This window comes from Micromonospora echinaurantiaca (genome assembly GCF_900090235.1).
Classification (GTDB): Bacteria; Actinomycetota; Actinomycetes; order Mycobacteriales; family Micromonosporaceae; genus Micromonospora; species Micromonospora echinaurantiaca.
On sequence record NZ_LT607750.1, the window covers coordinates 254,670 to 275,667 of the forward strand.

21 protein-coding genes and 2 tRNA genes are annotated in these 20,998 nt (G+C 73.3%); 13 read left to right on the forward strand and 10 right to left on the reverse strand.

From position 1 onward, the window contains the following. Positions 1-55 precede the first annotated feature (55 nt). Together GA0070609_RS01165 and GA0070609_RS01170 are read left to right on the forward strand one after the other, a co-directional pair. Positions 56-313: a hypothetical protein gene (locus tag GA0070609_RS01165; RefSeq protein ID WP_088992064.1), complete on the forward strand. Its 258-nt coding sequence runs from the start codon at positions 56-58 to the stop codon at positions 311-313. Between the two features lie 131 nt (positions 314-444). Beyond that, on the forward strand, positions 445-810 hold the full coding sequence (locus GA0070609_RS01170) for a WhiB family transcriptional regulator (RefSeq protein ID WP_088992065.1): 366 nt from the start codon (positions 445-447) through the stop codon (positions 808-810). 306 nt (positions 811-1,116) lie between these two features. On the opposite strand, the gene GA0070609_RS01180 is transcribed toward GA0070609_RS01170, so the two are convergent. From GA0070609_RS01180 to GA0070609_RS33010, 3 genes are all read right to left on the reverse strand, one after another. Then, entirely contained in the window at positions 1,117-2,463 is a 1,347-nt protein-coding gene (locus tag GA0070609_RS01180) for an ABC1 kinase family protein (RefSeq protein WP_088992066.1), read from the reverse strand. A gap of 56 nt (positions 2,464-2,519) precedes the next feature. After that, complete coding sequence (locus GA0070609_RS01185) at positions 2,520-3,590, reverse strand: hypothetical protein (RefSeq protein ID WP_088992067.1); 1,071 nt, start codon at positions 3,588-3,590, stop codon at positions 2,520-2,522. Between the two features lie 193 nt (positions 3,591-3,783). Next, the gene (locus GA0070609_RS33010) at positions 3,784-3,951 is read right to left on the reverse strand and encodes a DUF5679 domain-containing protein (RefSeq protein ID WP_165945332.1); all 168 of its coding nucleotides are present in this window, start codon (positions 3,949-3,951) and stop codon (positions 3,784-3,786) included. A gap of 511 nt (positions 3,952-4,462) precedes the next feature. On the opposite strand from GA0070609_RS33010, the gene GA0070609_RS01190 reads away from it, so the two are divergent. After that, a complete protein-coding gene (locus tag GA0070609_RS01190; protein WP_088992068.1) occupies positions 4,463-4,993 on the forward strand; it encodes a M48 metallopeptidase family protein in 531 nt (176 codons plus the stop codon). A 217-nt stretch (positions 4,994-5,210) separates the two neighbouring features. Beyond that, complete coding sequence (locus GA0070609_RS01195; RefSeq protein WP_088992069.1) at positions 5,211-5,816, forward strand: hypothetical protein; 606 nt, start codon at positions 5,211-5,213, stop codon at positions 5,814-5,816. Between the two features lie 178 nt (positions 5,817-5,994). Here the strand turns inward: GA0070609_RS01195 and GA0070609_RS01200 are convergent, their stop codons facing one another. After that, a complete protein-coding gene (locus tag GA0070609_RS01200; protein WP_088992070.1) occupies positions 5,995-7,224 on the reverse strand; it encodes a zinc-dependent metalloprotease in 1,230 nt (409 codons plus the stop codon). Positions 7,225-7,406: 182 nt separating this feature from the next. Here GA0070609_RS01200 and GA0070609_RS01205 point away from each other — a divergent pair, with 182 nt between their 5' ends. The 7 genes from GA0070609_RS01205 to GA0070609_RS01235 all read left to right on the forward strand — a co-directional run bounded on the left by GA0070609_RS01205 (position 7,407) and on the right by GA0070609_RS01235 (position 14,103). Continuing rightward, entirely contained in the window at positions 7,407-8,420 is a 1,014-nt protein-coding gene (locus tag GA0070609_RS01205) for a YlbL family protein (protein ID WP_088992071.1), read from the forward strand. Positions 8,421-8,704: 284 nt separating this feature from the next. After that, complete coding sequence (locus GA0070609_RS01210; protein ID WP_088992072.1) at positions 8,705-11,704, forward strand: UPF0182 family membrane protein; 3,000 nt, start codon at positions 8,705-8,707, stop codon at positions 11,702-11,704. 174 nt (positions 11,705-11,878) lie between these two features. Further along, complete coding sequence (locus tag GA0070609_RS01215) at positions 11,879-12,388, forward strand: SigE family RNA polymerase sigma factor (protein WP_088992073.1); 510 nt, start codon at positions 11,879-11,881, stop codon at positions 12,386-12,388. Next, positions 12,378-13,304, forward strand: coding sequence for a hypothetical protein (locus GA0070609_RS01220; RefSeq protein WP_088992074.1), 927 nt, complete (start codon positions 12,378-12,380; stop codon positions 13,302-13,304). Before GA0070609_RS01215 ends, GA0070609_RS01220 begins: the two co-directional genes overlap by 11 nt. Before the next feature lie 55 nt (positions 13,305-13,359). After that, positions 13,360-13,436, forward strand: a tRNA-Met gene (locus tag GA0070609_RS01225). A gap of 219 nt (positions 13,437-13,655) precedes the next feature. Continuing rightward, positions 13,656-13,729, forward strand: a tRNA-Met gene (locus GA0070609_RS01230). Between the two features lie 125 nt (positions 13,730-13,854). Beyond that, positions 13,855-14,103 carry a hypothetical protein gene (locus tag GA0070609_RS01235; protein WP_088992075.1) on the forward strand — a complete coding sequence of 83 codons (249 nt, stop codon included), beginning with the start codon at positions 13,855-13,857 and terminating at the stop codon, positions 14,101-14,103. A gap of 55 nt (positions 14,104-14,158) precedes the next feature. Here the strand turns inward: GA0070609_RS01235 and GA0070609_RS01240 are convergent, their stop codons facing one another. After that, a complete protein-coding gene (locus GA0070609_RS01240; protein WP_088992076.1) occupies positions 14,159-15,478 on the reverse strand; it encodes an ABC transporter substrate-binding protein in 1,320 nt (439 codons plus the stop codon). Between the two features lie 161 nt (positions 15,479-15,639). Here GA0070609_RS01240 and GA0070609_RS01250 point away from each other — a divergent pair, with 161 nt between their 5' ends. Further along, positions 15,640-16,473, forward strand: coding sequence for a phosphoribosylaminoimidazolesuccinocarboxamide synthase (locus GA0070609_RS01250; protein ID WP_088992078.1), 834 nt, complete (start codon positions 15,640-15,642; stop codon positions 16,471-16,473). A 94-nt stretch (positions 16,474-16,567) separates the two neighbouring features. Here GA0070609_RS01250 and GA0070609_RS01255 read toward each other — a convergent pair whose 3' ends face one another. Both GA0070609_RS01255 and GA0070609_RS01260 read right to left on the reverse strand, forming a co-directional pair. After that, the gene (locus GA0070609_RS01255) at positions 16,568-17,464 is read right to left on the reverse strand and encodes a hypothetical protein (RefSeq protein WP_088992079.1); all 897 of its coding nucleotides are present in this window, start codon (positions 17,462-17,464) and stop codon (positions 16,568-16,570) included. A gap of 18 nt (positions 17,465-17,482) precedes the next feature. Next, on the reverse strand, positions 17,483-17,776 hold the full coding sequence (locus GA0070609_RS01260; protein WP_088992080.1) for a type VII secretion target: 294 nt from the start codon (positions 17,774-17,776) through the stop codon (positions 17,483-17,485). A gap of 100 nt (positions 17,777-17,876) precedes the next feature. Between GA0070609_RS01260 and GA0070609_RS01265 the strand changes: the two genes are divergently transcribed. Continuing rightward, entirely contained in the window at positions 17,877-18,326 is a 450-nt protein-coding gene (locus GA0070609_RS01265) for a hypothetical protein (RefSeq protein ID WP_157748038.1), read from the forward strand. A gap of 21 nt (positions 18,327-18,347) precedes the next feature. On the opposite strand, the gene GA0070609_RS01270 is transcribed toward GA0070609_RS01265, so the two are convergent. The 3 genes from GA0070609_RS01270 to glpK form a co-directional block, all read right to left on the reverse strand. Next, positions 18,348-18,797 (reverse strand): YbaB/EbfC family nucleoid-associated protein, encoded by a 450-nt coding sequence (locus tag GA0070609_RS01270; protein WP_088992082.1) that lies wholly within the window; start codon positions 18,795-18,797, stop codon positions 18,348-18,350. 166 nt (positions 18,798-18,963) lie between these two features. Beyond that, positions 18,964-19,383 (reverse strand): DUF3592 domain-containing protein, encoded by a 420-nt coding sequence (locus GA0070609_RS01275; protein WP_088992083.1) that lies wholly within the window; start codon positions 19,381-19,383, stop codon positions 18,964-18,966. 34 nt (positions 19,384-19,417) lie between these two features. After that, positions 19,418-20,902 carry a glycerol kinase GlpK gene (gene glpK, locus GA0070609_RS01280; RefSeq protein ID WP_088992084.1) on the reverse strand — a complete coding sequence of 495 codons (1,485 nt, stop codon included), beginning with the start codon at positions 20,900-20,902 and terminating at the stop codon, positions 19,418-19,420. Positions 20,903-20,998: the final 96 nt, after the last annotated feature.

Sequence of the window (20,998 nt, forward strand, 5' to 3'; positions counted from 1 at the left end):
GCTCAAGAGGCTGAGACCGAGCCGATCACGAGTGAACGTCAGGGAGGTGGCACCAATGGAGATCTTCTACATCAACGAGCGTCCGGCGGCGCTGCCCGCTGCCGTCGCTCCGCTGTCGGCTGTCCGGGTTGCCGTCGCGGCCACGCGACCGTCGGCTCCGCAGGTGCACCAGGTCGAGGCTCAGGCCGAGCTGATCCTCGCCACCGTGCCGAACGGAGTCCAGGGGACCAGTGGCTTCACCGGCATGGGCATCGATGGCGCCAAGAAGCGCACGGATGTCCGCGGCGTTCCACCTCGAGGTAGACCGGTCTGACCACCAGACCACCGGCTCACCTCGAGGCCGCGGAACCCGCATACCGGGATCCGCGGCCTCAGTTTTTGTCCCGCCGAAGTACGTCGGAAATGCGATCCACGAGATCGAAGTGAGAGAGAGGTGACCGGGCGATGAGTCTGGCGTTGGCCCCGCTCGACGTGAGCGTTGAGCTGGAGGCGAACCTGCCCTGCCGGAAGTTCGACCCCGACCTGTGGTTCTCCGACTCGCCCGCCGAGCTCGAGCTGGCCAAGTCGCTCTGCGGGGACTGCCCGCTGCGCGTCGAGTGCCTCGCGGGTGCGGTCGAGCGGTCCGAGCCCTGGGGCGTCTGGGGTGGCGAGATCTTCGAGCGTGGCGCGGTCGTTCCGCGCAAGCGGCCCCGTGGCCGTCCGCGCAAGGAGGACGTCGCCCGGGACGCCGCGCTCCGGGTCGAGGCCGAGGCGCGCCTGGCGGCCAGTGGGCTGTCCGGGGCGCGGAACGCGGTCCGGCTGGCGGCCTGACATGAACCCGATCCGTATCCACCCCGCCGGTGCCATGCCGGCGACGAAAGAGCTGACCACCATGCTGCACGTTCCGAACGGAGCCTTCGAGATGCAACTACTCCATGAAGCGTTGTCCCGGGCTCGAATGCGCCGGCCTCAGGCCGGTCGTACCACCACGAGCACTGAGGCAACCCGATCCGCCCGTAGCGTCGCCATGAACAGCCGCAAGCAGTCGGCGCGCGACCTGGGCGTTCTCTGATCCACCGATGACGAGGGGCGGGTGGCCGGTTTCCCGGCCGCCCGCCCCTCGGCGTCTGTCCCGGTTCAGGCGACCGGGGCGAAACCGGGCAGCCAGCGCTCCAGGATGCCCCGGTAGGGCGCCTTTGCCTCCAGTTGGCAGAGCACGCCGATCGAGCCCAGCGTCACCCGGTGGATCAGCAGGTACGACGGCGGCAGGTTGAGCTGCCGGCTGAGCTGGTAGGCGGGCGAGCGGGGGCTGGCCAGCCGGGCCGCCTCGGCGCGCAGCCAGGCCCGGGTGAACCGGAACTCCTCGGCGGCGATGGGCTCCAGCATCGGCCGGAGGAAGTCGAGCACCGACTGGGCGTCGATCTCCTCGGCGGAGCCGATGAAGCCCTCCGCCCGCAGGCCCGACACCACCTCGTCGGCGTTGCCGCGCAGGGCCAGCGCGGCGATCCGGCCGATCGGCTCGGGGGTGCCCTCCGGCATCCGGGCCACCGCGCCGAAGTCGATCACGCCGAGCCGGCCGTCCGGCAGCAGCCGGAAGTTGCCCGGGTGCGGGTCGGCGTGCAGCAGGCCGGCCCGCTGCGGCGCGGACAGGTGCAGGATGGCCATCAGCCGGCCCGCCTCGTCACGCTGCTCCTCGCTGCCGGACCGGATGATGTCGGCCAGCGGGGTGCCCTCGACCCACTCGGTGACCAGGACCCGGGGCGAGGCGGAGACCACCGACGGGATGTAGATCTCCGGGTCGTCGGCGTACGCGGACGCGAAGGCGCGCTGCGACTCCGCCTCCAGTTCGTAGTCCAGTTCCTCGGTGATCCGTTCCCGCAGCTCCACCAGGAGCGGCTTGACGTCCAGTCCGGGCTGGATCGCCCGGAACATCCCGCCGAGTCGGGACAGCTGCTTCAGGTCGGCGAGCAGGGCGTCGCCGGCGCCCGGGTACTGGATCTTGACGGCCACGTCCCGGGTGTTCGGGGCGCCGGAGGGGCCGTACCCCGGCTCCCGCCAGATCGCCCGGTGCACCTGGCCGATGCTGGCCGCGGCGGCGGGAGTGTCGTCGAACTCCACGAACCGGTCACGCCAGTCCGGCCCGAGCTGTTCGGTGAGCACCTTGTGCACGCTGGCCGCCGGCAGCGGCGGCGCGGCCTCTTGAAGCTTGGTCAGCGCCTGCCGGTAGGGCGCGGCGATCTCCTCGGGCAGCGCCGCCTCGAAGACCGACAGCGCCTGGCCGAACTTCATCGCCCCGCCCTTGAGCTGCCCCAACACGCTGAACAGCTGCTCGGCGGTGCGCTGCTGGATCTCTGCGGAGATCACGTCGGAGGCGAGCCCGGTGACGCGCTTTCCCATGCCGAGGACGGTCCGACCGGCGAAGCCGAGCGGCAGAGCGGCGAGCTTTGCGGTCCGGGACACGGCCCGGCGCGGGATGTCGGTCACCCGGTCATTGTTACCGACGCGAGGGTCCCGCTGCTGCTCTGCGCCGCCCTCGGTGCTCAACGCCGCCCTCCGGAACACCCACAGGAGGCGTGCGGCGGCCAGACCCGGCGCCGGAACCGGCCCGGTCCGGCCACCTCCACGGCGCAACCGAGCGTCTCCGGGGTGCCGCCGTCGAGCTGGGCCAGCGCCTCGCCGGCCGCGTACCCGCCGGCGGCCAGCAGTGTGGCGGCGGCGCACGCCGGCTCCGGCCGCTCGGCGGCGAGTTGCGCGGCGATCGCCGGCCAGTCCGGGTCACGGTCGGTCCGGTGCAGGTCGAGGCAGTTGAGGCAGGGCCCGACCGGGGGTCGGACCAGCGGCCCGATCACCGGTACGCCCTCGCGCAGGGCGACCAGCAGGTGTGGCTGGCGCCGCTGGGCGTACCCGGCGGCGAGCAGCGCGGCCGGCCGGTCGGCGCCGAGCCGGACCACCAGGTCGACCCGCCCCCGTCGGAGCGGTCCGGTGCGGGTGCCGGGGGCGGCCCGGTCGACGGCGTCGCGTACCGCCGTGGCGAGCGGGCGGCCGACCTCGGCGGCCGGGATGCCGGCGCCGACCAGGTCCGCCGGTCGGACCGGGCCGGCCAGGTCCGGGTGCACGTGCCCGACGCCGGCCTGGGCGAGCGCGACGGCGACCGCGGCACCGAGCGGCCCGGACCCGCTGACCAGCACCCGGGCGGCCAGCCGGCGGCGCAGCACCTGGGCGGGGGTGCCGGGCAGCCGGGCGGCGGCCAGGGCCAGCGCGCCGGCCTCCGCTCCGAGCCGGGTCCGGGCCGGTCCGGCCAGTTCCCGGGGCAGCAGGGTGTGCGCGGGCACCACCAGGCCCGCCGTCCGCAGCGCGTCGAGCAGCGTACGGGCGTGGTCGGGCCGGACGTCGGCGTCGGCCGCGTACGCCAGCACGCGGCGTTCGCTGCGACTGCCGTCGAGCAGGTCGAGCAGTCGGGCCGCGCGCGGGTCGGCGACCTCGAGCAGGACGGCCCGGCCCGGTTCGACCCCGAGTTGGAGGGTGTGCCGGTCACGCCAGAGCCGGGTGATCCCGGGCAGCAGGGTGGGCCGGGGCAGCGGGGTGTTCCGGGGCTGCGGGGGGCGGGTCATACGACGGATCGTGACCGTTCCCCTGCTGTCCGTCGATCGTTGTCCACAGGTGCGCGGCATCCTGTCCAGGGTCGTCCACAGGAATTGGCGAGATATCCACAACCGGCCGGTAACCGGTGTCAGGCACCCGACAGTAGGAGCGAAAAGCGGGAGGGGTGGCCCTCGGCCACCCCTCCCGCACGCCCGATCCGGGTCAGACCTTCGCCTTGCCCAGGATGCGGTTCACTGTTGTGCCGCACACCGGACACTTGCCCTTGGCCATGTTCATCCCGGTCTTGCTGACCTCGATGCGTCCCTCGAAGTCGCGCTTCTCCTTGCACTTGACGCAGTAACCGTTGTAGGTCTGGGCCTGGTCGGCCACGGTGCCCTCCTCGTCTCGTCCGCCGGTCACTGCCTACCGGCGGTTGTCCCGGCGGCGGGCCACGCGGGGCACCGGCGCTGGGTCGTTCTCCGCGGCCACCCACGTGACCGCTGGTCCGCGGACCCTACCCAGGTGTGGGCGGTTCCATGTCAGCTGTGCATCGACACTGTGAGGAAGTCGACGTCGAGAGTGTGCATGGCGAATTACGTCGGATAAGTCAGTTTGGCGAGGACACGCCGACCGAACCGCCCCGAAAGCCGTTGTCGGCCCCCCGAGCGGCGCCCGGACCGGTGATCACCTACGGTGGAGGGGAGCCGGTGTACGCGGCCCGCCGTCCGCCACGAAGGGTGACGGTGGTGCGCCGCGGGGGTCCGGCTAAGAATTTTTCGGGACTCCTGGCGACCAATCCCCATTTTCCGGGCGCGTGTCGAAGGGTTGACCCTTGCGGACCCCTGGTCACTACGCAGTAGCTTTCCTTCGTGGCAGGAATCCGAGGCTGCGCGGCCCGCTGATGGCAGGGGTGCGGAAGCCGGTCGTCGAGGTACGGCGCAGCCAGCGCCGGCGACGCACGGTGTCCGCCTACCGCGACGGTGAGCGGGTGGTCGTCCTCATTCCCGACCAGTTCTCCCGGGCCGAGGAGAGCGAGTGGGTCGACCGGATGCTCGCCCGGCTGGCCGCCCGGGAGGGGCGACTGGCCCGGTCCGACGACGAGCTGCTGGTCCGGGCCACCCGGTTGATCAAGCTCTACCTGCCCGAGCACGGCGCGCAGGCCGTACCGGCGAGCGTCCGTTGGGTCACCAACCAGAACGGCCGGTGGGGTTCCTGCACCCCCGCCGACGGCACCATCCGGCTCTCCCACCGGGTCCAGGACATGCCCGACTGGGTCATCGACTACGTGCTGCTGCACGAGCTGGCGCACCTCATCGTGCCCAGCCACAACGCCCGGTTCTGGGCGCTGGTCGGCCGGTACCCGAAGACCGAGCGGGCCCGGGGTTACCTGGAGGGCGTCGCGGCCGCCGCCGGCACACCGCTGGCCGACTGACGCTCCCGCCCGGACGCCGCGCCGCGGCCGGATCGGGGTGGCCTCGTGATCCACTCCGTTTGCCGTGCATGGGGGTATCTGGGCGTCGTTGATACCGCGACATCCGGGAAGTGGAGTGGATCAACGGTGGGAAGCCATCGCGACGCGACCGGCCTGGCGTCGACCAGGGCGGGGCGGTGGGTCGGTGGGGTGTGCCGGGTCCGCGTAGGGTCGGTGCGTGGCACGACGTGTGGTGGTGGCGCTGCTCGGCCCGGTGAGTTGGGCGCCGCCGGGCATCGACCGGACGGCCTGGCGGACCGCGCTCGCCGAGGACGTGGTCGACCTGCTCGCCACGCTCAACGAGGTGCACACCGCGGTGGCGGTGACCCCGGCCGACCGGTGGCTCGCCGACGCGGTGGTCTGGCCCGGCACCGAGGTGTACGAGGTGCCCGAGCCCAACCCGAACGCGGTGTTCGCCGCCCTGGACGGCTACGACCAGGCGGCCGTCCTCGCCGGCGACGCCCCGGACCTGCCCGGACTGATCATCGGCAAGCTGCTCCGGCCGCTGACCAGCCGGCCGCTGGCGGTCGCGCCGGTCGAGGGCGGTCCCGGGCTGCTCGGGGTGGCTGCCCGGCTGCCCGTACCGGCGTGGCTGCCGGCGGTGGACCTGGAACGCGGGCAGCCGGCGGCCGTACGGACGGCGGCGCCGAGCCCCGGCGACCTGGCCGTGACCCCCGGCTGGCACCGGCTCCGCGGCCCCGGCGACCTGAGCCGGCTCGACCCGGCGGTGGAGGGCTGGGAGGCCACCCGCGCGCTGCTCTCCGGCGCCGGCCAACCCGGCTGACCCAACCCTGGGGCGTGCGCCCGGCTGAGCTGCCCCGGGCGCGACGAGGCGTGCCCCAGGCGGTGTCGAGGCGTGGTCCGGGTCGAGGTGTGCCGAGGTCGAGGTGTGCCGAGGCCGGGGTCGGGGCGTGGCCCGGGCCGGCGGGGTGGTAGGCCGCCGGCCGGCCCGGTCGCGGTGGTCAGCGGCGGTCGTCGTCGCCGTCGGAGTCGTCGGTGCGCCGCTCCGGGCCGCCCGGCGGCTGCTCCTCCGGGCCACCGGGGGCGGAGAAGTCGAAGTTCTCCAGCTCGCTGAGGTCGAACTCGGCCATCGCGAAGGCCACCGGGTCGGCGAAGTCGTCGTCCGAGGGGAGCAGGTCGGGGTGACCCCAGAGGGCGTCCCGGCCGGCGATCCCGCGGTGCTCGGTGAGCGCCGCCCAGAGCGCCGCCGCCTCGCGCAGCCGGCGCGGCCGCAGCTCCAGGCCGACCAGCGCGGCGAACGTCTGCTCGGCCGGTCCGCCCGCGGCGCGGCGCCGGCGGAACGCCTCGCCGAGCCGGACCACGTTCGGCAGCCGGCCGCCCGCGGCGCTGTCCACCACGTGGCAGACCCAGCCCTCGACCAGCGCCAAGGCGGTCTCCAGCCGGGCCAGGGACGCCTTCTGCGCCGGGCTGTCCTCCGGGGTGAAGATGCCCTCCAGCGCGATCGCCTGCATCGACTCCGGGTCGGTCGGGTCGACCCGGCCCATCGCCTCCTCGATCGCCTCCCGGTTGACCCGGATGCCGGCGGCGTACGTCTCCACCGCGCTCAGCACGTGCCCGCGCAACCACGGCACGTGCTGGAAGAGCCGCTGGTGGGCGGCCTCGCGCAGGGCCACGTAGAGGCGGACCTCGTCCTCGGGCAGTTCGAGGCCCTCGCCGTACGCCCGGATGTTGGCCGGGATCAGCGCGGCCGTGCCGGCCGGGCCGAGCGGCAGCCCGATGTCGCCGGCGGAGAGCACCTCCGCGGCGAGCGAGCCGAGCGCCTGGCCGAGCTGGCCGCCGAAGAGCGCGCCACCGAGGGTGGCCACCATCGACTGCATCGGGCCGAGCTGGGCGCGTGCCTCCGGCGGCACCAGGTCGCCCATCGCGCCGACCATCCGGCTGGCCACCGGGTCGCAGAGCTTGCGCCAGACGTCCAGGGTCTTGTAGATCCACTCGTTGCGGTTCCAGGCCAGCGAGGTCTGGATGCCCGAGGGCAGCGCGGAGGCGGGCTCCAGCCAGAGGTCGGCGAGCCGCAGCGCCTCCTCCACCGCGTTGCGCTCGTAGGGCGAGACCGCCGGGTCGCCCGCGGCGGCGAGCTGGCTGGCGGCCACCTGCCGGGCCAGGTCCCAGTTGACCGGCCCGCTGCCCGACGCGGAGAGCAGGTGCTGCAACTGCGACATGAACTGCTGCATCTGCGCGGGGTCGTTGGGGTCTGGTGGTTGCCCACCCGGGAGCGCGAAACCGAACGGAATATCAGGCACGACGTCTACGGTACGCGTGCCACGCCCCGGGTCACCCCCGCTGGCGTTGCGCTGAGGGCGAAGTCGCGGTTCGCCCACCGGGACGCCCCACCCCGGTCGGTACGCTCTGCCGCATGAGACGTCGCGGCGTGACCGTCCTGCTCGGTGCTCTGCTCACCACCCTGCTCAGCATCGGCGTGCTCGGCGCGCCCATCCCGTACGTGGTGCTCGGTCCCGGGCCGACCGTGAACACGTTGGGCAAGGAGGACGGCAAGGACGTCATCGAGGTGACCGGCCGGGAGACCTCGACCTCCGCCGGTCAGCTGCGGCTGACCACGGTCGGCGTCCAGCCCTCGGTCAAACTGCGGTCGGCGTTGGCCGGCTGGTTCTCCGACGATGAGGCGGTGGTGCCGCGCGAGCTGGTCTACCCGCCGGGGGAGACCCAGCAGGAGGTCGAGGAGCGCAACGCCGAGGACTTCAAGGTCTCGCAGACCAGCGCCGAGACCGCGGCGCTGCGCGAACTGGGCTTCCCGGTGCGGGTGGTGGTCAAGACGGTCGCCGCCGACGGGCCGTCGGCCGGGGTGCTCAAGCCCGGCGACGTGGTGACCTCGGTGGACGGGCAGCCGGTGCCGGTGGCGTCAAGGCTCACCGAGCTGATCCGGGCGAAGCCGGCCGGGAGCCGGCTTACGATCGGCTACACCCGGGACGGCGCGGCGACCACCGCGTCGGTGACCAGCCGCGAGCAGGACGGCCGGCCCCGGATCGGGATCGAGATCGAGCAGCAGCAGCCGCACCCGTTCACCATCAAGATCGACCTGGAGGACATCGGCGGCCCGAGCGCCGGCCTGATGTTCGCCCTCGGCATCGTGGACAAGCTGACCCCGGAGGACCTGACCGGCGGCCGGATCATCGCCGGCACCGGGACGATCGACGACGAGGGCCGGGTCGGTCCGATCGGCGGCATCGCCCAGAAGCTGGTCGGGGCCAGGGAGGCCGGCGCGACGGCGTTCCTGGTGCCGGCGGACAACTGCGCGGAGGCCGTCCGCAACCCGCAGCCCGGCCTGCCGTTGGTCAGGGTGGGTTCGCTGGACGAGGCGCTCGCCGCCCTGGAGACGCTGCGCGCGGGCGGTCAGCCCACCCACTGCTGACCGCCGGCCGACCGGGCCGGCACCGGCCGTTCGTATCTCGGTCGCCCCGCCCGGCGCGGGCGGCCCGGACAGGCTCGCCGAGCAGCCCGGAAAGCGGCCCGGAACGGGCCGCTGAGCAGCCCGGAGAGCGGCGCCCGACGGGTCGCCGAGCGGCGCGGCGGGCGGGCCGCGACCGGCGGCACGCGGCTGCCGCGCGACCGTGACCCGACACGTTCAGGAAGACCCCGTACTCTGGGTGCCTGGTCGGAGCCGATCACATCGAGCGTGCGGAGCCAACAGTGGTCATGCGTAGCAGCAGCCCCCTGCCGAGGATGAGCCGACGCGGACGCGTCACGATCGGTGTCCTGGTCGGGGTGTTCGTGCTCTTCACCCTGCTGGGCTGGGGTGTACAGGCGTGGACGGACTGGCTGTGGTTCGACGAGGTCAGCTACACCCAGGTCTTCACCGGCGTGCTGTCCACCCGGCTGCTGCTCTTCCTCACCGTCGGGCTGGGCATGGCGGTCATCGTGGGCGGCAACCTCTGGCTCGCCCACCGGCTGCGCCCGCGGATGCGTCCGCACTCGCCCGAACAGGCCACCCTGGAGCGTTACCGGATGCTGCTGAGCCCTCGGCTCGGGCTGTGGATCGCGCTGGTCGCGGCGGTGATCGGCCTCTTCGCCGGGCTGAGCGCGCAGAGCCGGTGGAACCAGTGGCTGCTCTTCCGCAACGGCGGTGACTTCGGCGTCAAGGACCCGGAGTTCGGGGTGGACGTCGGCTTCTACGTCTTCGAGCTGCCGTTCTGGCGCTACCTGCTCGGGGTCGGCTTCACCGCGGTGGTGCTCTCCCTGATCGGCGCGCTGGCCGTGCACTACATCTTCGGCGGGGTCCGGCTGCAGGGCGTGGGCGACCGGATGAGCAACGCCGCCCGGGCCCACCTGAGCACCCTGGTCGCCGTCTTCGTGCTGCTCAAGGCGGTCGCGTACGTGTTGGACCGGCGGGCCATGCTGCTGGAGTACAACGACGGCGCCAACGTCTACGGCGCCGGCTACGCCGACGTCAACGCGCTGCTGCCGGCCAAGGAGATCCTCGCCTACATCTCGGTCGTGGTGGCCATCGCGATCATCGTGTTCTCCAACGCGTGGATGCGGAACCTGGTCTGGCCGGGCATCTCGCTGGCCCTGCTCGGCGTCTCCGCGGTCGCGATCGGCGGCATCTACCCGTGGGCGGTGCAGACCTTCGAGGTCAAGCCGAGCGCCCGGGACAAGGAGGCGGCGTACATCCAGCGCAGCATCGACGCCACCCGGACCGCGTTCGGGTTGGACGCCACCAAGACCACGCCGTACGCGGCGGCGAACCTCACCCCGCCGCCGAGCCTGGCCACCGACACCTCGGTGGTGCCGAACGTCCGGCTGCTCGACCCGCAGCTGGTCAGCGAGACCTACACCCAGCTGCAGCAGGTCCGCGGCTTCTACGACTTCGGCCCCAAGCTGGACATCGACCGGTACGGGGTGAACGGCAAGACCTCCGACTACGTGGTCGGCGTCCGGGAGATCAACTACGGCGAGCTGACCGCCCAGCAGGCCAACTGGATCAACCGGCACACCGTCTACACCCACGGCTATGGGCTGGTGGCCGCGCCGGCCAACCAGGTGGTCTGCGGTGGCCAGCCGTTCTTCGTCTCCGGTTTCCTCGGCGAGAAGGCGCAGGAGGCCTGCTCCTCGCAGACCGAGCAGATCCCGGCCAGCCAGCCGCGGATCTACTACGGCGAGCGGATGGAGGCCGGCGACTACGCGATCGTCGGCAAGGCCGACTCGGGGGCCGAACCGGCCGAGTTCGACCGGCCGGTCGGTGAGGGCGGCGAGGCCGGCGAGGCCTACTACACCTACACCGGTGAGGGCGGCGTCGAGATCGGCTCGTTCATGCGCCGGCTGCTCTACGCCATCAAGGAGCAGGAGTCCAACTTCCTGCTCTCCGAGGCGGTCAACGACAACTCCAAGCTGCTCTACGTGCGCAACCCGCGGGACCGGGTGGAGAAGGTCGCGCCGTTCCTCACCCTCGACGGCGACCCGTACCCGGCGGTGATCGACGGTCGGGTGCAGTGGATCGTGGACGGCTACACCACCTCGGCGACCTTCCCGTACGCCGAGCGGGTCAACCTCCAGCAGGAGACCACCGACGAGCTGACCGGGCGGGGCACGTTCCAGCTCGCCCGGGAGAACGTCAACTACATCCGCAACTCGGTCAAGGCCACCGTCGACGCGTACGACGGCACCGTCAAGCTCTACGAGTTCGACGAGACCGACCCGGTGCTCAAGGCATGGAACAAGGCGTTCGGCGGTGACCTGGTGCTGCCCAAGGCGCAGATCCCGGCGGAGCTGGCCGAGCACTTCCGCTACCCGGCCGACCTGTTCAAGGTGCAGCGCAACCTGCTCACCAAGTTCCACGTGACCAACCCCGGCGACTTCTACTCCGCGCAGGACTTCTGGCAGGTGCCGAACGTGCCGGACGCGCCGGACAGCGGGCAGAAGCAGCCGCCGTACTACCTGTTCACCCAGTTCCCCGGCCAGGAAGCGCCGCGGTTCCAGCTCACCTCGGCGGTCACCCCGAACGGGCGGCAGAACCTGGCCGCGCTGATCTCCGGGTCGTACGTCGACGGGCAGCCGCGGCTGGAGGTGCTGGAGCTGCCGGACCAGACCCGGATCTCCGGCCCGGTGCAGGTGCACCAGCAGATGACGAACAACGCCAACATCCGCCAGCAGCTGAACCTGCTCTCCTCCAACCAGGCCCAGGTGCAGTACGGCAACCTACTGTCGCTGCCGTTCGGCGACGGGATGCTCTACGTCGAGCCGGTCTACGTCAAGAGCAACCAGCAGGACGCGTACCCGCTGCTGCAGAAGGTGCTGCTGTCGTACGGCGACGGCGGTTCCTACGTGGCGCTGGCCGACAACCTCACCGACGGCATCAAGCAGCTCGTCGAGCAGGGCAAGCGGGCCGCCCAGGGCGCCCCGCCGCCGCCCACCGGCGGCACCCCGCCGCCGACCGGGACGCCGACCACCCCGCCGGCGCTCACCGGCGAGCTGGCCGAGGCCGCCAACCGGGTCCAGGCCGCGATCACCGAGGTGCGGGCCGCCCAGGCGTCCGGCGACTTCGAGCGGTACGGCCGCGCGTTGAAGGCGCTCGACGAGGCGCTGACCGCGTTCCAGCAGGCGCAGCAGGCGGCCGCCCCGGCGGCCACCCCGACCCCGGGCGGCAGCCCGGCGCCGAGCCCGAGCGGCAGCGCGCCACCCACCCCGAGCGGCGGCTGACCCGCCGTACCACGACGTGGCCCCCGGCCTCGCGGACCGACCCCGGTCCCCGGCGCCGGGGGCCGTGTCGTCCAGCCGACCGAATTCCCGGCCCGGGGCGTGCAACCTGCTCACCGGGTGCGCCGTCCTGTCTGCAAGACAGGGCGAGGAACCGGGGGGATGCGTGGTCGGGTCATGAGGGACGCGCAGAGTTTCGACGAGTTCTACCGGAGCACCTCCCGGCGGATGCTCCGGTACGGCTACGCGGTCGCGGGCGACTACACCGAGGCCCAGGACCTGGTGCAGGAGGCGTTCGCCCGAGCCTGGCGGCAGTGGGGGAAGCTGGTCAGCCATCCGGCTCCCGAGGCCTGGCTGCGGCTGGTGGTGGCCCGGCTGGCGACCGACCGGTGGCGCCGCCTGCACGGCCTGCGCGGGGTGCTCAGCCGCAACGGTCCGCCGCCGCCGGTGCCCGCCCCCACCGAGGACAGCGTGCTGCTGGTGGGCGCGCTGCGCCAGCTGCCCGCCGCCCAGCGGCAGGCCCTCGCCCTGCACTACCTCTTCGACATGTCGGTGGCGGAGATCGCCCGGGAGACGGGGGTGCCGACCGGCACCGTCAAGTCCTGGCTCTCCCGGGGCCGGGCCCGGCTGGCGGCGCTGCTGCCCGACTACTCCGCCGCGGAGATGGAGGCCAACGATGTCGCGTGACGTGTCCGATCTCTACCGTTCGCTCGCCGAGGACGCCGACCGTGGGCAGCTCGCGCTTCCCGAGGTGCTCCGGCGTCGGGCCGACCGACGGGCCCGCCTCCGGGCCGCGGGCGGCGCGCTCGCGGTGGCGGTGCTGGTCGGCGGGGTGGTGACCGGTGCCCGGTTGACCCTCACCGCGAACCCGGCCCCCGCGCCCCCACCCGCGACGACGCCGACCCCGACGCCGACGGTGCCCATGCCGTCCCCGACCCCGTCGGCGACGCCGTCGACACCGCCGGCCACGTCGACCACGCAGGGCGCCGGCCCGGGCGGTCCGTCGACGAGTGCGGCGCCCCGCACGCCCACCTCGATTCCCGACCGGGCGTTCTTCACCCTGGCGAAGGCGAACCGTACCGGTTCGGAAACGGCCATCGGGGACAAGGCCATGCTGCCGGAGCTCTGCGATGCCCGCTATTCCAGCGCCGCCGCGATCGTGCAGAGCCGCAGCCGCAACGTCGCCTACCGGCTGGCCGGCACCCCCGAGGGGTACGTCCCGGACGGCAGCTACGCGCAGACGATCACCATCTACCGGTCCGGCCGGGCCGATGACTTCCTGCGGGAACTGCGCCAGGCGGTACGCGACTGCCCCGAGCAGGACGCGCAGAGCAACAACACGCCATCGACCTCGCGGCAGCGGTTGCTGCCGGACAGCGGCTACGGCGACGAGTCCGTGCTGTTCGAGATGCGCTCGGCGACGCGGGAGGGCTACGGCGATCCGGCCGGCGGCGACGAGGTGCGGCTGGTCCGGGCGATCCGGGTCGGTGACGTGGTCACCGTGCTGTGGGAGCAGGGCTGGGAGAACACCTCCAGCGAGCGGTCCCAGGTCGACGCCGACAGCCGCCGGGCGGTGGCCGCCATCGAGGACTGGCTGGGGTGAGCCGAGGGGTCGTTTTGCGGCACCCCGGGGTGGTGCGCTACGGTTGACGGACCGACGCGGGGTGGAGCAGCTCGGTAGCTCGCTGGGCTCATAACCCAGAGGTCGCAGGTTCAAATCCTGTCCCCGCTACCACATCGGATCGGCCCCGAGAGAGTTCTCTCTCGGGGCCGATCCGTGTTCCGGGCCCACGGCGGGCCGGCTTCGGACAGCTCCGTGCACACCGGCTGTCTCAAGCCCTCCCGGCGTCACAGCCGTCCCACCGGCGGTGTGGCCTGGTCGGCGGCCCTGACGGCGGGGATCCGGGGGGCGGCTGATCATCCCGGTGCGGATGCGATAGAGTGGTGAGGCCGACGCGGGGTGGAGCAGCTCGGTAGCTCGCTGGGCTCATAACCCAGAGGTCGCAGGTTCAAATCCTGTCCCCGCTACTGTCCCGAAGGGCCCCGGATGATCTCCGGGGCCCTTCGGCGTTTCCCGTGCCGACACATCCCCCCGACGGCGATTCACCGTCGACCGTCCTGCCCGGGTTGCGGTTCTCGGCGAGGATGGGGACATGTCTGCTTTCGGCAAGTGGTGGGGCCGGCTGAGCGCGGTCCTTGGTGCGGTGGTGCTGTCCGTCTTCGTGCCCGTGGCGGCCTGGGCGTCGACCGGCACGGGTGAGCTGGTCGTGGAGGCCGCGCGGCGGCGGCGCGGCGGCGGCTTCGGGTTCTTCGGGCTGCTCTGCTGCCTGGTGGTGGTCGCCGTCATCGTCTACCTGGTGTTCCGGATGACCCGCAACCGCCGGGGTGGCCCGCCGCGCTGATCCGTCCGCCCGCAGTGACGTCCGGGTGTCGGGACGTCCGGGGGTCGGTGCCTCGTCAGGCCAACGCGGCGTTGGCCTGGGCCAGGAACCGGGTCGCGGCGGCCCGGGCCTCGGCCCGGCCGGCCCGGACGCTCTCGGCGGCGTCGAGCAGCAGCGCGCGGACCCGAGGGTGGCCCGCCGGGGGCGGGTTCGGTGCCGGGCCCAGGCCGTTGGCCAGCGTGGCGCCGAAGGCGGCGGCGCGCTGTTCCACCGGGTCGGCGAGGACGCCCTCGGTGTAGCGGCGGACGGCCAGGCTGGCGCTGAGGCCCCGGTCGTGCCCGAGCACGGCGCCAGCCTCGCCGTTGGTGGTGAGGAAGTTGAGCACGTCCACCACCACGGCCGGATGCCGGGTGCCGCGGAAGGCCGCCCAGTACATCGACGCGCGGGCCCACTGGGCCGCCGGCGGGCCGGGCAGGGCCGCCAACGCCAGTTCGTCCCGGGCCAGCCGTTGCAGTTCCGGTAGCTGGTGCGACCAGGCGAACGAGGCGGCGGTGGCCCCGGTGACCACGAGCTGCCGGGCCGGCTCACCGCTGTCGGCCTGCTCCACCAGGGTGGCGCTCGGCGTGGCCCGGCCCGCCCGGGCCCGCTCCCACAGTGCGAACCACTCGGCCAGCGCGTCGGCCGCGAAGCCGAGCTGCCGGCCGCGGTAGAACTCGCCACCCCGGGCCCGCAGCCAGAGCCAGAGCGCCCGGTGGTCGCCGGACGGGTCCATGGTGCCGGCGACCCGGCCGTCCCCGGCGCGGGTGACCTGCTGCGCCCAGGCGACGTACTGGTCCCAGCTCATCCCGGTGCGGGGCTCCGGCACCCGCAGCCGGCGCAGCAGGTCGCGGTTGAACACCAGCGCGGCCGCGGTCTGCCCGGCGGGGACAGCGACCGGCTGCCCGGCCACCTCGCCGTACCGGGCCAGGCCCGGGGGCAGGGCGCTCAGGTCCAGCCGCTTGTCGGCGACGTACCGGCCGAGGTCGAGGACGATCTGGCGCTCCGCGTACTCGGTGAGCACGTTGTCGTCGAGTTGGAACAGGTCGGGCACGTTGCCGCCGGCGGCCTGGGTGGCCAGCCGGTCGTAGTAGCCGCCGCTGCCCTGCCAGGTGACCCGGAAGGTGACCCGGGGATTGCGCTCGGAGTAGAGCCGCAGCGCCTGCTCGGTCCGCTCGGCCCGGGCGGTGCCGCCCCACCAGAAGACCGACAGCTCGACCGGCCCGTCGTCGGTCGGGGCGGCCTCCTCCGCGGTGCACCCGGCCAGCCCGAGGACCGGAGCGCCCAGCAGCGCGGCGAGCACCCGGCGTCGACCCGGATCCGCGCCGGCACGGTGCGGGCTGGGGCGGACGGCGGGCACGGGGCCTCCTGGGTACCGGGCGGGCGGGTCGGATCATTCACGCAGGCGCCACCGGAGGGTGTCAACGGCCGTCCGGCCACACCCGGTCCCGCCCGGATGTGGCTCTCCGCCGGCAGCACCGGCGACCGGGCGTACGCCGGGCGCGTGGTGTACTAGGGCACGTGGAACTTCTGCACTCGGGCAAGGTCCGGGACGTCTACGCCGACGGCGACGACCTGATCCTGGTCGCCTCCGACCGGATCTCGATCTACGACGTGGTGCTGCCCACGCCGATCCCGGACAAGGGCAAGCTGCTCACCGCGCTCTCGCTGTGGTGGTTCGAGCAGCTTTCCGACCTGGTGCCCAACCACGTCCTCTCCGCCACCGCCGTGCCGGACGAGTTCGCCGGCCGGGCGATCCGCTGCCGGCGGCTGGAGATGGTCCCGGTGGAGTGCGTCGCCCGGGGCTACCTGACCGGCGGCGGCCTGCGCGAGTACCAGCGCACCGGCGCGGTCTCCGGCGTGCCGCTGCCGCGCGGCCTGGTGGAGGCGTCGATCCTGCCCGAGCCGATCTTCACCCCGTCCACCAAGGCGCCGGTGGGGGAGCACGACGAGCCGATCACCTTCGCCGAGGTGGTGGACAAGGTGGGCGCCGAGACCGCCGAGCGGCTGCGGCAGATCACCCTCGACGTCTACCGGCGGGGCGCCGAACTCGCCGCGGACCGGGGCATCCTGGTCGCCGACACCAAGATCGAGCTCGGCTGGGCGGCGGACGGCACGCTGATGCTCGGCGACGAGCTGCTCACCTCGGACTCGTCCCGGTTCTGGCCGGCCGAGTCGTACCAGCCGGGGCGGGTCCAGTTCTCCTACGACAAGCAGTACGTCCGGGACTGGGCCACCGACAGCGGCTGGGACAAGCAGGCACCCGCCCCCGAGGTGCCGGCCGAGGTGGTCGAGGCGACCCGGGCCCGCTACGTGGACGTCTACGAGCGGCTCACCGGCAACCGCTGGAGCTGATCGCGGCAGGCGGCCCGGTGGCGGTGCGCCGCCGGCCGGCAGTTGCGCGGCAGTTGGGCGGCCGCGCCCGGCGAGATCGACCCGGACGACCGGCTCAGTGGTTCCAGACGTCCCCGCCGAAGACCCGCGACCAGACGTTGTCCACCACACCCGAGGTGCCCCAGACGGTGTCGCCGTCGGCGTCCGCGCCGGCCGGCGCCACCTGCGTCATCCCGCCGTAGATCAGGTAGCCCGGACCGTTGGGGGAGCCGGCGATGTGCCGGCCGCTGCTGTGGATGCCGTAGCCGACGAAGTCCCGCTCCCACTTGGAGAGGAACCCGGCGGCCACGTTGTCGAGCCCGTCGACGGTGGCCTGGACCAGGTCCTTCAGCACGTCGGTGCGGCCGGTGCCCAGTTGCATGCCGACGTCGAACGCACCGGCCGCGGCGATCGCCGCCGCCCCACCGGTGGCGACGGCCTCGGCCATCGCCTCGATCCCCTTCAGGAACCCGAGCGCCGAGGCGGCGAAGGAGTTCGCGGTGGCCAGGGCGGAGGCCGCGGCGGGCGAGCCGACGACGGTCGCCGCGGCGGCCGCGATGAAGGTGGCGAAGGCGAACAGGATGGTGGAGACCACCGTGTACGCCACCACCAGGCAGAGCAGGATGGCGCCGACGCAGAGCATGGTGACGCCCACCGTGACGGCGAGCACCTGGGTGCCGATGACCTGGACCTCGTACTTGCGGACGTGCACGCCGAACGCGTCCCGGTCGCGGCCGCTCCACTGGGCGGGGGTCAGCGTGCCGACGGCCGAGTCGAGGTTGTCGCGGGCGGTGCCGAGCTGGTCGTACATCGAGAGCCAGTCGCCACCCTTGCGCATGATCGTCTCGGGGTCGCACTGGTTGAAGTAGACGATCTGGGCGACCGGCCAGGCGGCCGGGATGACCGCCGCGGCCACGGAGATCTCCACCAGCGCGGCCTTGGCGGCGATCGCAGGGTAGGTCGGGTCTGCCATGGGGTTTCTCCGGCGTCCTCAGCGGGTGGCGATGGTGCTGGCGGTCTCGGTGGCCTCCCAGTTGTCCGCCGTGCTGGACAACCGCGACCGGATCTCGGTGAGGTGCTCGCGCTTGCTGCGCAGCTCCTCCTCGACGAACTCGACGGCGCCGACGTAGGCGACCGCCAGGTGGGGCACCACCGAGGTGAAGTTGCTGTGGGTGATGGCGCGGGCGGACTCCAGCAGGTCGGTGCAGGCGTCCAGGGCCGGGCCGACCGCACGCTCGATCGTCTCGCCGAGCGCACGGATCGCCGGCGGGTCCACCTCGATCATCGGCCCTCCCCGTTGGCGCGATCGACGTCGGTTGTGGAGCGCGGACAGCCTATCGGATCATGGCTGGGGCGGGATGCCCCGCGCTGGTAGCCTCCGAGCCATGCCGTCCGGACGATCCGCCCCGACGCCGCCCGACGACTACGTGTCCCGGATGGCCCGCCGGCCGCGCTGGCAGCGGCTGCTGGTGCCGGTCGTCCTGGTCGCCGTCGCCCTGGCGCTCCCGATCGGCCTGGGACGCAACGCGATCGGCGCCGAGCGGGTGACCATCCGGGTCGAGTCCTGCGACCTCGACGGTCCGAAGGCGACCGAGCGGTGCCGCGGCAGTTGGCAGCTCTCCGACGGCACGGTGGTCCAGGGCCCGGTGGGCGGCGGCTCGGTACGCGAGGGCGAGCAGGTCGCCGGCTGGGGCAACGACACCCGGGCCACGGTGAACCTGATGAGCTGGCTCGTCGCCCCGCTGCTCGTCGGTTCCGCCCTGCTGGCGGTGCTGGTGGCGCTCGCCGTCGTGTTCCTCCGGGCGGCCGCGAAGCGGGCGCGGCGCGGCCGCTGACCCCGCTCCGGGCCGGTCCCGTCAGACGCCCAGCTGGCGCCGCAGCCGCTCCAACATCTGGGTGCTCTCCCGGAGCGGCCCGCTGACCAGGTCGTTGAGCTGCGCCAGCTTGGCCTGCGCCGCCGCCGGGTCGTGCACCAGCGCCTCCGGGCCGGCCGGGCCGGTCAGCTCGCGCAGCGCCTCGCTGGTCTCGCGCTGCAGGTCGGCCCGGGCCTTGCGGAGCAGGTCAGCGATCAGCTCCGCCAGGTCGGTCGCCGGCAGGCGCAGCGCGCGCGGGTCGAGGTGCAGCTCGTGGGCGGGATCCTCGGCGGTGCAGGTGACTCGGACCAGCCCGTCCTCGCTCTCCGCCCGCCCGGTCAGGCCGGCCAGCCGGGTGCGCAGTTCCTCCCCGCGGCTCAGCTGTTCCCGCATCCGCTCCATCAGTTGCGCCATCACGTCGCCCGTCGGCGCGTTCCCGTTCGGCGCGGTCATCGTGCCCCCATTCCCGTGTCGTCCGTCGGTGCTGCGGGGCCGACCGTAGTCCCAACCCGCCAACGACCACCATGGAGGGTCGCCGGTCGCCGGTCGCCCGGTCGCTGGTTGTCGGTCGGCAGGCGCTGGTCGCTGGTCGCGTTGGTCGGCGGGCGGGCGCCGGCCCTCAGCCCAGGCGCAGGAAGACCGCGCCGCCGACGACCAGCACGATCACGCTGACGCCGAGCAGCGTGACGAAGGGGACGACCACCGAGGAGGTGCCGATCCCCGGTGCCTCGACCAGGACCCGGGACGGGCGGGACGGCTCGTGCACCACGGTGACCGGCCCGGGAGCCGCCGACAGCGGGGTCTGCCGCCAGCGTCCCGGCGTCGCGGTCACCTCCCGGCCGTCGGCCGTCCGGAAGCGCACCACCGGGTGGTACGTCCGGGGGCCGTAGCCGAACGTGACGGGTCGCAGTTCCACCACCTCACCCGGCACCCGGGCACCCCGGCGCAGCAGGTCGAGGTCCCGCCGGAACCGGACGACCGCGTAGCTCGCCCCGGACAGGCCGAGCACCGTCATGATCGCCAGCAGCAGGGTTGGCATCGGTCTCCCTTCGGCGCCGTCGGCCGGGCCGCCGTCAGTCCACCCAGTTCAACGTGCGTTCGACCGCCTTGCGCCAGTTGCGCAGCTCCCGGTCGCGGTGCTCGGTGGTCATCGCCGGGCTCCACTGGGCGTCCGAGCGCCACTGCTCGCGCAGGGTCGCCAGGTCCGGCCAGAAGCCGACCGCCAGGCCGGCCGCGTACGCGGCGCCGAGGCAGGTGGTCTCGGTGATCCGGGACCGCACCACCGGCACGTCGAGCACGTCGGCGAGGAACTGCATGAGCAGCCCGTTCGCGGTCATCCCGCCGTCCACCCGCAGCCGGCGCAGCGCGACGTCGGAGTCGGCGTTCATCGCGTCGACCACCTCGCGGGTCTGCCAGGCCGACGCCTCCAGCACCGCCCGGGCCAGATGCCCCTTGGTGATGTAGCCGGTCAGCCCGGTGATCACGCCCCGGGCGTCGCTGCGCCAGTGCGGGGCGAACAGCCCGGAGAAGGCGGGCACCACGTAGCAGCCGCCGTTGTCGGCGACGGTGCCGGCCAGCTCCTCCACCTGGGCCGCGGTGGAGATCAGCCCGAGGTTGTCGCGCAGCCACTGCACCAGCGAGCCGGTCACCGCGATCGCCCCCTCCAGGGCGTACGCGGCGGGCTGGCCGTCGATCCGGTAGGCGACGGTGGTGAGCAGGCCGTGTGCCGACGAGACCGGGCTGGCGCCGGTGTTGAGCAGCAGGAAGCTGCCCGTGCCGTAGGTGCACTTGGCCTCGCCCGGCTGGAAGCAGGTCTGCCCGAACAGCGCCGCCTGCTGGTCGCCGAGCGCGCTGGCCACCGGCACCCCGGCGAGCAGCCCGGTGGCCTCCCCGTAGACCTCGGCGGAGCTGCAGATCTCCGGCAGCATGGCGGCCGGCACGCCCATCGCGTCCAGCAGTTGCGGATCCCAGTCGAGGGTGGACAGATCCATCAGCATGGTGCGGCTGGCGTTGGTCACGTCGGTGACGTGCCGGCCGGTCAGCTTCCAGATCAGCCAACTGTCCATGGTGCCGAAGAGCACCTCGCCGGCCTCGGCGCGCGCCCGCAGGCCCTCGACGTGGTCGAGCAGCCAGCGCAGCTTCGGCCCGGCGAAGTAGGTGGCCAGCGGCAGGCCGGTGCGGGTGCGGAACAGCTCCTCGCCGTACGCCTGCTCCAGCTCGCGCAGCAGCGGGCCGGTGCGGGTGTCCTGCCAGACGATCGCGTTGGCCACCGGTCGGCCGGTGGCCCGGTCCCAGACCAGCGTGGTCTCCCGCTGGTTGGTGATCCCGACCGCGGCCAGCCCGGCGGCGTCGGTGCCGGCCGCGTCCAGCGCCTCCCGGACCACCTGCTCGACGTTGCGCCAGATCTCCTCGGCGTCGTGCTCCACCCAGCCCGGTTGCGGGAAAAGTTGCCGGTGCTCGCGCTGTGCCACGGAGACGATCTCCCCGGCCCGGTCGAAGACGATGCACCGCGACGAGGTGGTGCCCTGGTCGATGGCGGCGACGTACTCTCCGGTCACGGCAGCACCGTACCCGGCCCGGCGGCGGTGCGCCGCCCGGCGCCGGTGGGCCCCGTCCGGTCTTGGTCCCGTCGATGATCCGTACGATGTGCAGAC

Bases quoted from the DNA above. Each gene is read 5' to 3' on its own strand.
- GA0070609_RS01165 (WP_088992064.1), top strand. From the start codon at position 56: ATGGAGATCTTCTACATCAACGAGCGTCCGGCGGCGCTGCCCGCTGCC.
- GA0070609_RS01170 (WP_088992065.1), top strand. From the start codon at position 445: ATGAGTCTGGCGTTGGCCCCGCTCGACGTGAGCGTTGAGCTGGAGGCG.
- GA0070609_RS01185 (WP_088992067.1), bottom strand. From the start codon at position 3,590: ATGACCCGCCCCCCGCAGCCCCGGAACACCCCGCTGCCCCGGCCCACC.
- GA0070609_RS01190 (WP_088992068.1), top strand. From the start codon at position 4,463: ATGGCAGGGGTGCGGAAGCCGGTCGTCGAGGTACGGCGCAGCCAGCGC.
- GA0070609_RS01200 (WP_088992070.1), bottom strand. From the start codon at position 7,224: ATGCAGCAGTTCATGTCGCAGTTGCAGCACCTGCTCTCCGCGTCGGGC.
- GA0070609_RS01205 (WP_088992071.1), top strand. From the start codon at position 7,407: ATGAGACGTCGCGGCGTGACCGTCCTGCTCGGTGCTCTGCTCACCACC.
- GA0070609_RS01210 (WP_088992072.1), top strand. From the start codon at position 8,705: ATGCGTAGCAGCAGCCCCCTGCCGAGGATGAGCCGACGCGGACGCGTC.
- GA0070609_RS01215 (WP_088992073.1), top strand. From the start codon at position 11,879: ATGAGGGACGCGCAGAGTTTCGACGAGTTCTACCGGAGCACCTCCCGG.
- GA0070609_RS01220 (WP_088992074.1), top strand. From the start codon at position 12,378: ATGTCGCGTGACGTGTCCGATCTCTACCGTTCGCTCGCCGAGGACGCC.
- GA0070609_RS01235 (WP_088992075.1), top strand. From the start codon at position 13,855: ATGTCTGCTTTCGGCAAGTGGTGGGGCCGGCTGAGCGCGGTCCTTGGT.
- GA0070609_RS01255 (WP_088992079.1), bottom strand. From the start codon at position 17,464: ATGGCAGACCCGACCTACCCTGCGATCGCCGCCAAGGCCGCGCTGGTG.
- GA0070609_RS01260 (WP_088992080.1), bottom strand. From the start codon at position 17,776: ATGATCGAGGTGGACCCGCCGGCGATCCGTGCGCTCGGCGAGACGATC.
- GA0070609_RS01265 (WP_157748038.1), top strand. From the start codon at position 17,877: ATGCCGTCCGGACGATCCGCCCCGACGCCGCCCGACGACTACGTGTCC.
- GA0070609_RS01270 (WP_088992082.1), bottom strand. From the start codon at position 18,797: ATGACCGCGCCGAACGGGAACGCGCCGACGGGCGACGTGATGGCGCAA.
- GA0070609_RS01275 (WP_088992083.1), bottom strand. From the start codon at position 19,383: ATGCCAACCCTGCTGCTGGCGATCATGACGGTGCTCGGCCTGTCCGGG.